Annotated in this window: 12 protein-coding genes; 3 read left to right on the forward strand and 9 right to left on the reverse strand. The window is 35.9% G+C overall.

Annotated features, from left to right (window positions below; all coding sequences use genetic code 11):
• Window positions 1-192: 192 nt before the first annotated feature.
• The 8 genes from mngB to STERM_RS17775 form a co-directional block, all read right to left on the reverse strand.
• Window positions 193-2814 (reverse strand): mannosylglycerate hydrolase, encoded by a 2622-nt coding sequence (mngB, locus tag STERM_RS17740; protein ID WP_012863007.1) that lies wholly within the window; start codon window positions 2812-2814, stop codon window positions 193-195.
• A gap of 34 nt (window positions 2815-2848) precedes the next feature.
• Entirely contained in the window at window positions 2849-4762 is a 1914-nt protein-coding gene (gene mngA / locus STERM_RS17745; protein ID WP_012863008.1) for a PTS 2-O-a-mannosyl-D-glycerate transporter subunit IIABC, read from the reverse strand.
• Window positions 4763-4907: 145 nt separating this feature from the next.
• Window positions 4908-5624, reverse strand: a complete 717-nt coding sequence (locus tag STERM_RS17750) for a GntR family transcriptional regulator (protein ID WP_169305420.1) — start codon at window positions 5622-5624, stop codon at window positions 4908-4910.
• A gap of 77 nt (window positions 5625-5701) precedes the next feature.
• Entirely contained in the window at window positions 5702-6217 is a 516-nt protein-coding gene (locus STERM_RS17755; RefSeq protein WP_012863010.1) for a hypothetical protein, read from the reverse strand.
• 212 nt (window positions 6218-6429) lie between these two features.
• Window positions 6430-6675, reverse strand: a complete 246-nt coding sequence (locus STERM_RS17760) for a hypothetical protein (RefSeq protein WP_012863011.1) — start codon at window positions 6673-6675, stop codon at window positions 6430-6432.
• A gap of 74 nt (window positions 6676-6749) precedes the next feature.
• Window positions 6750-6974 carry a hypothetical protein gene (locus tag STERM_RS17765; RefSeq protein WP_012863012.1) on the reverse strand — a complete coding sequence of 75 codons (225 nt, stop codon included), beginning with the start codon at window positions 6972-6974 and terminating at the stop codon, window positions 6750-6752.
• 371 nt (window positions 6975-7345) lie between these two features.
• Window positions 7346-8338 carry a PTS sugar transporter subunit IIC gene (locus tag STERM_RS17770; RefSeq protein ID WP_041311013.1) on the reverse strand — a complete coding sequence of 331 codons (993 nt, stop codon included), beginning with the start codon at window positions 8336-8338 and terminating at the stop codon, window positions 7346-7348.
• A gap of 54 nt (window positions 8339-8392) precedes the next feature.
• Window positions 8393-8917, reverse strand: coding sequence for a transcription repressor NadR (locus tag STERM_RS17775; protein ID WP_211205112.1), 525 nt, complete (start codon window positions 8915-8917; stop codon window positions 8393-8395).
• A gap of 288 nt (window positions 8918-9205) precedes the next feature.
• Here STERM_RS17775 and STERM_RS17780 point away from each other — a divergent pair, with 288 nt between their 5' ends.
• From STERM_RS17780 to STERM_RS17790, 3 genes are read left to right on the forward strand one after another with little or no spacing between them, the layout of a single operon-like run.
• Window positions 9206-9682 (forward strand): NADH-quinone oxidoreductase subunit NuoE family protein, encoded by a 477-nt coding sequence (locus STERM_RS17780; protein WP_012863015.1) that lies wholly within the window; start codon window positions 9206-9208, stop codon window positions 9680-9682.
• Window positions 9683-9732: 50 nt separating this feature from the next.
• On the forward strand, window positions 9733-11541 hold the full coding sequence (locus tag STERM_RS17785) for an NADH-quinone oxidoreductase subunit NuoF (protein WP_244407292.1): 1809 nt from the start codon (window positions 9733-9735) through the stop codon (window positions 11539-11541).
• 54 nt (window positions 11542-11595) lie between these two features.
• Window positions 11596-13359: an NADH-dependent [FeFe] hydrogenase, group A6 gene (locus STERM_RS17790; protein WP_012863017.1), complete on the forward strand. Its 1764-nt coding sequence runs from the start codon at window positions 11596-11598 to the stop codon at window positions 13357-13359.
• Window positions 13360-13806: 447 nt separating this feature from the next.
• On the opposite strand, the gene STERM_RS17795 is transcribed toward STERM_RS17790, so the two are convergent.
• Window positions 13807-14952 carry a glycerate kinase family protein gene (locus STERM_RS17795; RefSeq protein WP_012863018.1) on the reverse strand — a complete coding sequence of 382 codons (1146 nt, stop codon included), beginning with the start codon at window positions 14950-14952 and terminating at the stop codon, window positions 13807-13809.
• Window positions 14953-15075: the final 123 nt, after the last annotated feature.

Genomic DNA, 15075 nt, shown 5'->3' on the forward strand with positions numbered 1-15075 from the left:
TCAAGTTATTATTTGATTAAAAAATTTTAGTTTCCATAAATAAAGACCTGCTAAATTTATATTTTTTATTTTAAATTTTAAAATTATGTTCTATAAAACATTCGTTAATTATTTTTTATTTAAAAATATCGAATTTCATAATATATGCTACAGGCACCATAATTTGTACGACAACAATGCTTAAGACCTCGTTTATTTTGACAAAGCTACTGTTTTTACTTGGCATGGTTTCAAAATAATGTCTGCATTATTGAGATCATTTACCTTATCTTCATTTAAATTCGTTTCATATATGTTTTTTATACTCTTATCGAAAATAAGTGAATCCTGTATATCTTTATTAATATTTGGATTATATATTCTTATCAGCAGAGCTTCCTCCCTCTCTGCTTTTTTTACTGCACTGAGAACACTTCCTTCTATTTTTTTGCCGAACAGGGAATATCTGTCCGGAGTGTTAAACTCGGCGGGATTTAGTCTCATTGCATTATAAGGAATTTTATTATAAACAGTGACAGGTGTAACATATTCTCTTCCTTTTTGCGGCACCAGTCCCTCTATTTCATCTCCGCTGTGTATAAACACAGCAAACTCAAATTTCAGTTTCCCCAACATTTGCGAATCAGGTGTTTCAAGCTTTATTCCTGATGGTCTTCCAGGTCTGTAATACATCTCCTCCTTCCCCAGAAGTCCTACCCCTCTGAATAAAGTAAGTGCAATATTGCTAAAATCTTCTCCCGTGATTTCATATTCACGAAAACCATTTGTCAGCAAAGACATCCCGGAATTTTTATCATTCAAATCTGTAAAAGACATCATCTGATACACAGGAACAGGTTTCTCTTTCCACTTTTCCGCTTCCCACACTTCATTTGCAGTATCTATAACAGGTCTTTTTATAGTTCCGAACTGATTATCCGATACCGATTCTGTACTCTTATATCCTGTCGGCATTATAAATCTTACTCTGTGGTCTTTTGAATTATTATCTATTTCTGTTTTTATTTCCACTTTATCAGAATTTTTTCTTAATTTTATTTCTGTGGAAATTCTCATCTTTGAATCCTTTATTTTATTTTTTCTGCTTTCCAGATCCTTTGGTATATCCATTTCATATGAAACATAAGCTGTTTCGGCAAACGGAGTATGCTCGAACTTTATTTCCGCTGTCACATCTTTATTTGTAATAATAAAATCATCTTTCAGTGGTGAATAGTCATATTCATCACCGTCATCGGAACCGTCTTCCGCGATAAGCAGTTCCCTGTATTCTTTCATTAGTCTTTTATCTGAAAGATTTATTGTACCGTTTGAATTAACAGTAATTTTATAATATTTGTTTTCAATAAACGCTTTTTCTTCTGCTATTTCCTTTAATCCCTCATTACCTGTATTATATTTTATATAAAATGTTTCATAACCCATAGGAGGTATATTTTCAGCTGAAAACTGTATCAAAAATTCATGGAACGGGTCGTAATTCCCATAATGCACTATCTGCCTGTCAATCAGTCCCGGATCAAGCTCTCTCTTTTCTTTTACATAATAAGGAATTTCCTTTCCGTCTTTATTATATATAGTAAAGTTTCCGCCTCTGAGCCTTATTTTAGTTTCTACCTCTTCTGTACGCTCATACGGCAGAAGATTAAATACAGTCAGTTTGTCCATTCCCTCTTTGTCTTTTACTGCATCCACAATTTTTCTTTTATAAAAATCTATAAGCTTGTCAGCCTTATCATGTGCCAGTTCAAACCTCGCCATTATCTCCCTGTGCACCTGATCTGTACAGCAGCAGCTTATACTGTCATGTGCATGATTTTTCATAATTTCTTTCCACATAAGCTCTATAAGCCCGTGATGATATTCAAAACCGAGTGAATATGCTATAGATGCAAGCGGCTCCAGAATATTTGTTATTTTATTCTCTATAGTGACGTTGGCAATTTTTATATCCATTCTTGTAGATGATATAGTTCTATGCACTCTCATATACTTAGGATCATTAAATTCACCTTTTATCACATCCAGCTTTTCTCTGTTCTTCTCCAGTTCTGCAAATATATTCTCATATCTGCTTATAAAAAAATCTTTATCAGGATATATTTTTTTCATCATATCCATTACTTCAAATATATTCTGCTGAAGGGGCATCTGGTCATGCCCGTTCGGAAGTATAAGATTTTCAGTTACCGCACCTCTTTCCAGCACAGGAAAATATTTATCCAGTCTGTCTTTCAGTTCTTCCTCATTAAGCGGAAGATATTTTCCTATGGCGTATCCCAAGGGCAGTATTTGAGCAGTGACCTCGCTTCCGTCATTTGACTGCCATAAAAATTCTGTTTTGTTTGTTCCGTGTCTTTCAGAGCAGCCCCTCCAAAAAACTGTATCTTTTATTCCAAATCCGTTCAAAATCTGCGGCAGCTGGGCAGACTGACCGAAGGAATCGGGAAGATATCCTATCTTCATATAATCCCCGAATTCATTTGAATCTTTTATACCGTAAAGAAGGTTTCTAACTATTGATTCTCCCCCTACCATCATTTCATCTGTCTGGGTATACCAGGGACCGATTATGAGTTTTCCCTTTTGTACAAGACTTCTGACTCTTTCTTTATTTTCCGGCTTTACATCGAAGTAATCCTCGAGAATGGCCGTTTGTCCGTCGAGCATATAGTACTTATAATCCTCGTCATTCTCCAGTCTTTCTAATATTTCCTCCATATTATTTACCAGAAGTATTCTTGATTCCTCTGTAGTAAAATACCATTCCCTGTCCCAATGCATATGGGGTATTACATGTACTTTCCAGTCCATAGTTTTATTGCCTCCTGTTTTATTCTGAAATCTGTTATTTTGAAATACTTTTTTTATACTTATGCCCTTTTAAGATCAGCAGTAAAACAGTAGAAATAACAGTTCCTATTAACGCTGCTATCAGCCATAGAATTCCTCCTGCTATAGAGCTTTCTGCTCCGTCCATATTCATAAACAGCATAGAAAGTATTCCTGCTCCCGGAACTCCGAGTCCCAGCTTAAAGTATACAACCATCGCTCCGGTTACCATCGAACCTGCCACAAATGCTCCCAAAACCCTGAAAGGATCATTTAATGCCACAGGAATTGCACCCTCTGTAATCCCTGCAAGTCCCAGTATCCATGTAGAATTCCCCAGTTCTCTTTCTTCTTCAAGAAAATAATGCGGTTTTAATTTAGTTACCAGAGTTGTAGTAAATGCCGAGACCATTTTTACAGATGCAAAGGCTGCATACGGAACCAGATTTCCATTCCCCATTGCTCCGAGACAGAAAGCATAGGCTGCTTTATTCACCGGACCTCCAAGATCAAATGATACCATAGCTCCTATTATCGCTCCGAGTACAATTGCATTTGCTCCCTGCATTGCATTCAGCCAGTCTGTCAGCGCAGTATTAAGCCATGCCACCGGTTTTCCCACTACAAACATCATAAGTGTTCCTACCACAAATGTCCCTACTACGGGATACAAAAAGAAATTAAAGAAACCTGCAAGTGTTTTACCGCCTTTTATATTAGCCTTAATCCATTTCATTATATAACCGGCAAGGAATCCTCCAACTAATCCTCCAAGAAACCCTGAATTAATAAGATTCGCGGCAAATCCTGCGGCAAATCCCGGTGCAAGCCCCGGCTTATCTGATATTGAAAATGAAATATACGCTGCAAGTACCGGCACCATCAAGGTTCCAAGCAATCCGCCGCTTAATTTTCTGTACATCCACAGCCATGAATTTTCCTGATCCCATAATGCTTCCAGATGAAGTGTCTGCTTCATAAGAGTGGCTATAGCAAGAAGCATTCCCCCCGCTACAATCAACGGTACTATATATGATATCCCTGTTAATATTGCTCTTTTCGATTCTTCCCTGAATGAAAGCTTTCTTTCGGGTTCCTGCGCAGCTCCTGCATAAACACTTCTTCCCTTTTTGGCAATTTCAAGTGCTTTTTTTATTAGTCCTTCCCCGTTTTTAATAGGCTCGGCTACAGGTACTTCTATGCTCGGAATTCCTGCGAATCTTTCCTTTTCCTTTACTGCTACCTCAGCTGCAAATATTACAGCCTCAGCTTTGGCAAGCTCTTCATTGGTAAATCTTCCTTCTATTCCGTTTGCGCCCTGTTTCTCTGTCCTTACTTTTACATTTAGTTTTCTTCCTGCTTTTTCAAGTGATTCTGCTGCCATATATGTATGTGCTATTCCTGCCGGACACGCAGTAACTCCCAGTATTAATCTTTCTGTATCAAAATTTTTCTCATCTTCTTTTATTTCATCTTCCGAAAGCAGTTCAAGAAACTTTTTTTCATTATCAGCTTTCAGAAGCTTTTCTATTAACTCTTCATCGGCAAGCTTTGATGTAAGCTTGGTCAGTATTTCAATATGAGTACTTCCGGCCTGTGAATCCGGCACTGCAATTAAAAATATAAGCTCTGCATCTTCTGAAGTTTCATCTATTTTCTCCCAGTCTTTTATAGGTGTTTTTACAGTGGCTGCTGCAAAACATGGCTCCAGTACAAATGCCGATTTCCCGTGCGGAATAGCCAGCTTCATCCCTACATTTGTCGCTCCCTGCTTTTCTCTTGCTTCCACATCCTTAAGATAACCCTCTTTATCGCTTATTTTTCCGCTTTCATACAGCTTCTCTGCCAGAGCCTCCAAAGCTTCCTGCTTTGATTTGTAATCTGCTTTCAGAATTACCAAATCTTCATTTGTTAATTTTTTCAAATTCATAATTTCCTCCTTGTATAGACATGTTTAACTTTTTCAAAAAAAATTGTCTTTTTCCAATAAAATCAGTATTCCAACCTGTATAGACAACTTGTTTATTCCCAAAAAATAAAGAAGAAAAACTTCTTTACTTATATATACCATATTTTCAATATTTGTCAATATCTTTTTTCAAAATTTCCAAAAATTTATATTTTTCCTGATTATAAAAAGCCTTTGTATATTCGAATATTTCCCCGTTTTCGAGTATCGCAGTATTTTCCAGTTTAAATACAGGAATATTTTCTTTTATATTAAGAAGCTCCTTTATATCCCTGTTTGGCAATACACCCATATATTCCTTCTGCATCTCTTTTATTTTATAGTTTTCGCTTAATGCATAATTATACTTGGACTCAAAAAATTCATTTAACCTTTTTTCATTTACAAATTTTTTCGGAATATAAGTTATCTCTACCACCACAGGCTCTTCATTGATAAATCTCAGTCTTTTCAGATATACTATACGCTCCTCCTTATTTATATTGAGCTTTTTACTTATCTGGTCAGACGGAAAACGCTCCTCATACTGGAGTACATTAGTAACTGCACTGAGATTTTCTCTTTTTGTTCTTTCACTGAATCCTATTGCCTCATTCAAATAGATTATATGCTTATTTTCATTATTTTTTACATATGTTCCTTTTCCCTTTATCTTATACAGATAATTTCTCTGAACGAGATTTTCTATGGCTTTTCTGCATGTCATTCTGCTTACTCCGAACTTTTTTGCCAGCTCATTTTCAGATTCTATTTTTTCCTCTGATAAATATACATCACTTTTTATATTATTCAAAATATATTCTTCTATCTTATCGAATTTCATCATATTCTTAGTTTTATCCCTTTATTTTTATTATATGTTATATGCATGTTTTTTTCCAGTATTTTTATTTGCAGACATTACTCCATATACAGTATTTCTTCCAGAGAGGGCACCTCCGGATCATCTTCATAAGGCAGATCCACAAAAATATCATCTAAGTACCCGACCGTACCGTCCTTTTCAAAATAAACAGTCAGGTTCAGATTAGTAAATTCATATGATCCGTCGTATTGGTCTTCTTCATGCTCAAATTCAAAATCTTTATGTGATATCTTATGATAATATTCTACTTTTTCCAGAATTGTTCTCATATCCTCGCCGCTTTTTATTGTTAATCCTCTGTCCAGATACAGCTCATTCACTATAAAGCTCAGGGAATGATATTCTGCCTGATCTTTTTCCACATAATAATTAACTCTGTAAAAAATCTCCAAATCTATTTCGGAATACAGAAAACTCACCTTAAAATCTTTCAATTCAGAGTCTCTTTCTATTTTTCTCTCATTCGGCGTGCCGAATACATTTATTATTTCTCTTAAATCTATTCTTTCTATCCCGTTAATTCCGTTAGTATCATTTAAAGTAAATTTCATAACAACCTCCCTGTTGTTTATATATATATTTTGAATTTTACCATTTTTATATCAAAAGTCAAAAAATATATTATTTTTCTCTGTATAGTAATTTTCAGATATTTTTTTAGTTGATGATTTCACTAAATTATTTAGCTTCAATAAACAAAAAAAGGCTATATCAAAATTAAAATATCTTTTGATATAGCAAATTAATCAAATCATTTTTTATTTCAATTTGAGTTTTTTAAATACTCTCTCAAAGCAAAACCTGACTTAAAACTAAAATCAGCACATTCTAAAAGTTCATCAAGAATCATCTCACTTATCTTACAATAATCCTTAAACACTTCATTACCATATTTTTCCTGAAATTGATTTTCTAAATCCAAAATTTCTTGATTCAATTTTATAAGTTTTGGATCTGTAACTAGATTTTCCTCAAATAAAGTATTAAACAGTGTTTCTTTTGATATCATTGATACCACCCCTTTTTGTTTTTATATCAATATTATATCATTCCATTTTAAAAAGTCAAGATTTTTTAAAATAATCATTTACACTTTATTACTTCCAGAAAAATCTTTTTTAATGCTTCTGTAGTGCTTTTCAGATTATTTTCTTTTATATATTCATTAAGATTACTTCTCATTTCTTCATATTCATAGTCTTCTACTTTATATCCAAAAAATTTCTTTGGATTTTTCAATGTTTTTTTTCTGCCTGTAAAGACCCCATCTCCTGATTTTCTTCCGCTCTTGCCTTTTACTCCTGACATAATTTTCCTCCCCTGCTTTTTCAAATTATATCATTTTTAAAATAATTATGTAAATATCAATTAATATTCTGTCCCTAAATACAGATTTTTATTGCAATTAAAAAGACTGTCTTAATAAAGACAGCCTGAAAGTTTAAAATAAAATTTCTGGAGAGATTTCAGCACCCTGTTTTATACAGTCTTAAAAATAACTGCTAAGACCGGATGCGAGTGTTAATTACCTGTTGACTTTTTTCCCGACAGTATAAAGACTTTATTCCGATACTTTTAACCCAAAAAACTCCAATTTTTTAAATTATATAAATTTTTATACTGTTTGATATTATAATACTACTCCTATGTGAAGACAATGTGAATAAAAAAAATATTTTTTATATTTTCATATCCCCTTGTTTTATAAGTCCAGTTTTTCTCATAATACCTGATACTAAAAGAGCTATTACCGCCGGAAATATAAAATGCAGAAGAAGCATGGGAATAAGAGACTTTTCTCCCATCACTTCAAATGTAGTAAACTGCCCCACAAGACCGCTTGTACCCATTCCTGCACCTATTTTATTATTTTCCATTTTAAATATTGCTGCACCTACTCCCCCGAGTATTACCGAAGCTGCCATCGGAGGAACCAGAATAAGGGGATTCTTTATACTGTTCGCCATCTGAAGCTTTGAAGTTCCCAGTCCATGTGAAATAAGACCGTTAAATCCGTTGTCTTTATATCCCGCCACTGCAAAGCCCACCATATGACAGGCACATCCTATAGTCGCAGCACCAGCCGACAGTCCTGACAGACCTAGAGATATTGCCACAGCTGCGCTGCTTATCGGAGAAGTTATTATTATTCCCATTATTAATGCCACAAGAATTCCCATAGGCAGAGGATTTAGATTAGTAGATTTATTTATTATGTTTCCTATAAGCATCATAAATCTGCTGATATAGGGTGAAGCAAATATGCTTATCACACCGCCTGCTATGATAGTAATTCCCGGAACAACAATAATATCACACTTGGTTTTTCCAAATACTGCTTTTGATGCAAGTGCTCCTGCCACACTGGCTGCAAGCGACCCTACCGGCTCTCCCGATGCCAGTATATATGAGCTTCCTCCGTATTTAATAGTTCCTGCACCGAGCATTCCGCATACTACAGATGCAAAAACTCCCAGTGGCGGTGCTTCCAGTGATAATGCCACACCTGCACCTATAGCCGGTCCCATCATATACTGTGCTACCTGCCCAAACATAATTAATTCCTGAATATTCAGATATGTTCCGATCTGTTTCAGTATTACCCCTGTCACCAGTGACGCCATTAACCCAAGTGCCATCCCGTTCAAAATTTTTACCAAAGTATTGTTCAAAAATCCTGCTTCTTGTTTTTTCAATTCTCTTCTCCTTTTGTATATAAAAAATTTTTATATTATCAAATATCCTTTTTTCAGCAGCTCGTTTTTTATTTTCTCAAAGCTCTCTTTATTCGTTGTTTCAATGGTATGCATATGAAGTCCGTCAGTAAGTGAACATAAAGGCTCTACTCTTGATGCTTCCAGTTTTTCCATAAATTTTTCAATATCATCTTTAGTTCTTATATTCAGATTTCCTTTTACCTCACCGTAAACACCATGCTCCACAAATACATCCAGTACTTTCCCACCATGATTTACTATTATTCCCAGCTCGTCCTCCAGCTCATATTTTCCTGAATGACGGCAGACGATAGTATTAAGAACTCCTTCCCGCCTGAGCTTTATGTATCCGTTCGGAGTAGCTATGATATCCTCTCCGGTTGCTCTCAAAAGAGATATATCCTGTACTATTACCTGCCTTGAAACATTAAATTTTTTCCCCAAAGCACTTCCTTTTACACTTTCAGAAGATTCATTTAATATTTTCAATATTTGGTTTCTTCTTTCCTGATTATCCAAAATTTTACACCTCATTTCACACTGTATATTCTTCTGTCTTGTCACCTTTGATATTTAATTTATCATATTTTGAAGTTTTTTTCAAACTTTATTTTCAAAAAGTATGTATATAAAAATAATTTACACGATCTTATAATCTAATATTATAGACCTAATTTACTTTACATATGTAAAGCAAAGGAATATTTGTTCTTGACAATAAAAAAATTTTGAGCCTATAATTTATTACAGACTGTATTTTACCTGATATGAAAATAAATTGTTTCTATTTATAAAGATTTCTAGAAAAGGCGGTTGATAAGTATGTGTCCAAACCGATTAAAAGAAAACGGATTCAGGGAGCTGGAGTCTTATATAAATTCACTGGATACCAAGGAGGAAGCATTAATCACAGTTTTACATAAAGCTCAGGAAATCTTCGGTTATCTTCCCAAAGAGGTACAGGAATTTATCGCCGACAAACTCAATGAACCCCTTGCCCGTGTTTACGGCGTCGTTAGTTTTTATTCATTTTTTACCATGATTCCCAAAGGAGATATTGCAATATCCGTCTGTCTGGGAACAGCCTGCTTCGTCAGAGGAGCAGAAAAGGTACTAGATGAGTTTCAAAGCAGGCTTGGAATAAAAGCAGGCGAAACCTCTCCCGACGGAAAATTTTCACTGGATGTGCTGCGCTGCATAGGTGCCTGCGGAATCGCCCCTGTGGTGCTGGTAAACGGGAAAGTATACAAAAAAGTTGAAGCAGGTGAAGTAAAAAATATTGTTAGTGAATATATGTGAAGGGAGTGAAGTATATGCCCCGTGACGAACTTATTGAAAGACTCGAAGATATGAGAAGCAGTATTACCAAGGAAAGAAATTACAAAAAACAGGTACTTGTCTGCTGTGGAGTAAACTGTCTCACTTCGGGAAATGACATTATTCTGGATAAATTTCAGAGCAGGATGAAAGAAATGAGGCTGGATAACGAAATAAACGTAACAAAAACAGGCTGCTTCGGCTTTTGTGCCAGAGGCCCTATAGTAGAAATCCTCCCTGATAAAATCTTTTATACTGAAATAACATTGGATGACGTTGACAAAATTATAGACAAACATCTCTTAAAAAATCAGGAAATCGAAGAACTCTTATACACCAATCCTCTTACCAAAGAAAAAATAAGCAAACCTAAAAATATGGACTTTTATAAAAAACAGAAAAAAATTGCTCTCAGAAACTGTGGTATTATTGATCCAGAAAATATAGACGACTATGTTTTAGCTGACGGATATACTGCTTTGGACAAAGCTTTGAAAATGACTCCAGAAGAAGTCGTGGAAATCATCAAAAAATCAGGACTCAGAGGCCGCGGCGGTGCAGGCTTTCCTACTGGAAAAAAATGGGAAATAGCACTTCATAATAAGGCACCGAAAAAATATGTAGTCTGTAATGCTGATGAAGGTGATCCCGGAGCATTTATGGACAGATCTATCCTCGAAGGTGATCCTCATTCCATTGTGGAAGCTATGGCTGTCTGCGGTTATGCCATCGGAGCTGAATATGGTCTTGTATATATCAGGGCAGAATACCCTAATGCAATGAAAATCCTTGCTAAAGCTATAAAAGATGCAAAAAATCACGGCTTTCTCGGGAAAAATATTTATAATACCAATTTTAATTTTGATATTCAGCTGAAATATGGTGCCGGTGCTTTTGTCTGCGGCGAAGAAACCGCTCTTATACGTTCCATGCAGGGAAAAAGAGGGGAGCCTGTTAATAAACCGCCGTTTCCCGCAGAAAGAGGATATAAAAATTCTCCTACCAATGTAAATAATGTGGAAACTTTAGCTAATATTCCGGTTATTATAAAAAAAGGCGCAGAATGGTTCAGATCCTTTGGTACTGAAAATTCACCGGGAACAAAGGTATTTGCCCTTGCCGGAAAAATTAACAATACCGGTCTTATAGAAGTCCCTATGGGAACTACACTAAGAGAAATTATATACGAAATCGGCGGCGGAATCAAAAACGGCAAAAAATTCAAAGCTGTCCAGACAGGAGGACCGTCAGGAGGCTGTCTTACTATGGATGATCTGGATACTCCCATTGATTTTGACAATCTTGTTGCCAAAGGCTCTATGATGGGTTCCGGAGGTATGATTATTATGGATGAAGATAACTGCATGCCTGCCGTGGCAAAATTCTACCTTGATTTTACCGTGGATGAATCCTGCGGAAAATGTACTCCGTGCAGAATAGGAAATAAAAGACTTCTTGAAATATTAAAAAGAATAACTGATGGTGAAGGAACTGAGGATGATCTGGATACACTAAAAGAGCTTTCACTAATTATAAAAGATTCTGCATTATGCGGCTTGGGACAGACAGCTCCAAATCCTGTTCTTTCTACTCTTGAAAAATTCTGGGATGAATATGTCGCCCACGTAAGAGATAAAAAATGCCCTTCCGGACAGTGTAAAGCTTTGATAAAATATGTAATAAACAACAAATGTATAGGGTGTACGCTCTGTGCAAGAATCTGCCCCGAATCCTGCATTACCGGAAGCCCGAAACAAAGACATTATATTGATGCCGAAAAGTGTATTAAATGCGGTTCATGTTATGAGGCCTGTAAATTTCATGCAATTAACAGAGATTAATTATAAAGCATGTCAGTTTGCACAATTAACTGAATCCCAAAAAGGAGGATATTTATGAAACATAATTTAATCACCCTTACTATAGATCATAAAACTGTGGAAGTACCTGAAGGCACTACCATACTTGCTGCAGCTAAAAGTGTCGGCATTAGTATTCCTACTCTCTGTTACCTGAATCTTTCAGACTTCGGCTGTGTAAATACCCCGTCTTCTTGCAGAATGTGTCTTGTAGAAGTAGAAGGCAGAAGAAATCTTGCTCCTGCATGCGTTACTCCTGCTTCTGATAAAATGACAGTCAGTACTAACTCTGTAAGAGCACTGAAAACCAGAAAAACAATGCTGGAATTACTTCTTTCAGATCACCCGAAAGACTGCCTGACCTGTCAGAAATCAGGAAACTGTGAATTGCAGAGCCTTGCTGATAAATTTTCTATAAGAGATATAAAGCTGAAAGGAGAACAGTCTGCTTACAGACTGGATATCTCAAAATCCCTTATCCGTGATATGGATAAATGTATTATGTGCCGCCGCTGTGAAACAATGTGCAATGAAGTACAGACTGTAGGAGTATTATCTGCTATAAACAGAGGGTTTGAATCTGTTATTGCCACTGCTATGGAAATAAATCTGAGTGACTCTGTATGCACATATTGCGGACAGTGTGCTGCCGTCTGTCCCACAGGAGCCTTGGTAGAGAATGATGCTACATGGGATGTTGTCAAAGCTTTGGGAGACCCGGAAAAAACAGTCATTGTCCAGACTGCTCCTTCGGTAAGGGCAGCACTCGGAGAAGAATTCGGGCTGGAGCCGGGAACACTTGTTACGGGTAAAATGGTGGCAGCATTGCGCGGTCTTGGTTTTGACAAGGTATTTGATACAGATTTTGGTGCTGATCTTACTATAATGGAAGAAGCTTCCGAATTTTTAGACAGATTAACACGGCATCTTGACGGTGACACCAGTGTAAAACTTCCTATACTTACTTCTTGCTGTCCTGCATGGGTAAACTTTTTTGAGCATAATTTCAGCGACCTTCTGGATGTTCCTTCCACTTCAAAATCTCCTATGCAGATGTTCAGTGCCGTAGTAAAAAATGTTTACGCTCAGGAGCTGGGTGTAGACAGAAAAAACCTTGTGGTTGTTTCTGTTATGCCTTGTCTTGCAAAAAAATACGAAGCAAGCCGTGATGAATTTTCAATAGGAAATGACTATGATACTGATATCGTTCTTTCTACAAGGGAACTTGCAAAATTAATAAAACAATATAATATAGAATTTAATCTGCTGAAAGATGAAGAGTTTGATAATCCTCTCGGAGAATCAACAGGTGCAAGTATTATTTTCGGAAGAACAGGGGGAGTTATTGAAGCAGCGCTCAGAACAGCTGCTGACTGGTATACCAAAGAAGATCTGCAGGACATTGATTATACTCAGGTCAGAGGATTTGAAGGAGTTCGAAGTGCTGATGTAAAAATCGGCGATCTGGAGCTGAAAATCGGAATTGCTCATGGTCTGGGAGAAGCACGCAAGCTGCTTGAGGAAGTAAGAGCCGGAAAATCTGCATACCATGCTATAGAAATAATGGCCTGTAAAGGCGGATGTATCGGCGGCGGCGGACAGCCTTACCATCACGGGAATACTGCTATACTAAAGAAGCGAACCGAGGCGCTCAAAACTGAAGACGAATCTAAAAAAATCAGAAAATCCCATGAGAATCCTTATATTATAAAACTATATAAAGAGTATTTCGGAGAGCCTTTAAGCCACAGATCCCACGAATTACTGCATACAAAATATTTCAAAAAGCATAAAATATAAATATAAAACAGCTGGTAAGAAAAAAACAGCTGTTTTTATTTTATAATTATTATTTCTGTCAAAAAAAGAGGCTTGGCAGCTGCCAACCCCTTTTAGGTGTAAATTTAGGAGATAAGGTTTCTCTTTCAGCTGTTTCAGTATTCTCACATAAATTCTGAAACATTCTCTTCAAAACCCTTTTTCTTGCATTTACCCGCAGTATATAATACTATTTTCAAAACTTTTTACCAAAAACTCCCGGATTAACTACATTAACAAAAATATTATACTGCTTATATACATAATATTATTTCAATGTGAAAATAATGTGAATAATAAAAAAATTCTGCGTATATTTATACAGAATATGAACTAATTCTCTTTAAATATAAAAAAGAACTGTCTCAAAATATTTTTTTATTTCAATAATTTTATATCAAAATCTATTTTGAAGCAATTCTTTATATATTAATTTTTTTTATTCTGTTTTATAAGTCTGAATATCTGTTCTGCTGTTTTTTCTACCAGTCTTTGTGCATTTTTTGTATCCATAGCTTCACCAAGAGTCATCGGTGAATCTATTATTGAAAAAGCTGCTGTAATACCGCAGTCATATATATTACCTATCTCATCATCAACACTTCCGCCTATTGCTATAACAGGAATTCCGTATTTTTTAGCCAGCTTTGCCACTCCTGACGGTGTTTTTCCCATCGCCGACTGAAAATCTATTCTTCCTTCTCCCGTAATAACATAGTCCGAACCGTTTATCTTATTTTCCAATTCTATTTTTTCAGTAATGATATCTATTCCTGGTTTCAATTCTGAATTAAAAAAGGCTGTAAATGCTCCTCCAAGTCCTCCTGCTGCTCCTGAACCGGAAATATTTGAAATATCAGTTTTTTTTATTTTTTCTATTACATTTGAAAAATTTCTCATGCCGTCATCAAGTATTTTTATAATATCACCGGTAGCACCTTTTTGTTTCCCGTATACATGGGCGGCACCGTTAGTTCCGTAAAAAGGATTGTCCACATCACATGCAATCAGAAATTTTGCTTCTGACACTTCTTTCATGACTTTATCATCCTTAAAACTTTTTATATTAATAAGATTCTCTCCGTTTGGTTCCAATTCATTCCCGTTTTCATCCAGAAATATATATCCAAGAGCTGAAAGCATCCCTGTACCTGCATCATTAGTCGCACTTCCCCCAATTCCTATAATAAACTCCCGGCATCCTTTTTCAAGAGCATCTTTTATCAGCTCTCCTGTTCCGAATGTCGTAGCTTTTAGAGGATTGCGTTCGTCCGGGCTGAGAAGCGGGAGTCCGCTTGCTGCTGCCATCTCTATTACTGCTGTTTTCCCGTCTCCAGAAATGCCGTAAAATGAATCTATATCACGCATCAAAGGATCCTTCACCTTAATATTGACCATTTTTCCGTCCAGATTATCTATCAGTGCTTTTACCGTTCCTTCCCCGCCGTCTGCAAGAGGAATTTTTATGAATTCGGCATCCTTATATACTTTTTTTACACCTTTTTCAAATGCTGCTGCTACTTCCAATGATGTCATACTGCCTTTAAATGAATCTATTGCTGCTACTACTTTCACTTTTTTACTCCTCCTTATTGGAATATAATATTCTTTAGTTATAAGATAAATTCTATATTTTGTCAATTTAATTCTGTATTTTTTCTTATCCCCGAATTATTAATTTCAATCAGGTGCAGCAGT

The organism is Sebaldella termitidis ATCC 33386 (assembly GCF_000024405.1).
Lineage (GTDB): Bacteria > Fusobacteriota > Fusobacteriia > Fusobacteriales > Leptotrichiaceae > Sebaldella > Sebaldella termitidis.

Excerpts from the sequence above, each read along its gene's own strand:
- STERM_RS17785 (WP_244407292.1), top strand. The coding sequence starts at position 9,733 with ATGAGAAGCAGTATTACCAAGGAAAGAAATTACAAAAAACAGGTACTT.
- STERM_RS17750 (WP_169305420.1), bottom strand. The coding sequence starts at position 5,624 with ATGAAATTCGATAAGATAGAAGAATATATTTTGAATAATATAAAAAGT.
- STERM_RS17780 (WP_012863015.1), top strand. The coding sequence starts at position 9,206 with ATGTGTCCAAACCGATTAAAAGAAAACGGATTCAGGGAGCTGGAGTCT.
- STERM_RS17755 (WP_012863010.1), bottom strand. The coding sequence starts at position 6,217 with ATGAAATTTACTTTAAATGATACTAACGGAATTAACGGGATAGAAAGA.
- STERM_RS17790 (WP_012863017.1), top strand. The coding sequence starts at position 11,596 with ATGAAACATAATTTAATCACCCTTACTATAGATCATAAAACTGTGGAA.
- STERM_RS17760 (WP_012863011.1), bottom strand. The coding sequence starts at position 6,675 with ATGATATCAAAAGAAACACTGTTTAATACTTTATTTGAGGAAAATCTA.
- mngB (WP_012863007.1), bottom strand. The coding sequence starts at position 2,814 with ATGGACTGGAAAGTACATGTAATACCCCATATGCATTGGGACAGGGAA.
- mngA (WP_012863008.1), bottom strand. The coding sequence starts at position 4,762 with ATGAATTTGAAAAAATTAACAAATGAAGATTTGGTAATTCTGAAAGCA.
- STERM_RS17765 (WP_012863012.1), bottom strand. The coding sequence starts at position 6,974 with ATGTCAGGAGTAAAAGGCAAGAGCGGAAGAAAATCAGGAGATGGGGTC.
- STERM_RS17775 (WP_211205112.1), bottom strand. The coding sequence starts at position 8,917 with ATGAGGTGTAAAATTTTGGATAATCAGGAAAGAAGAAACCAAATATTG.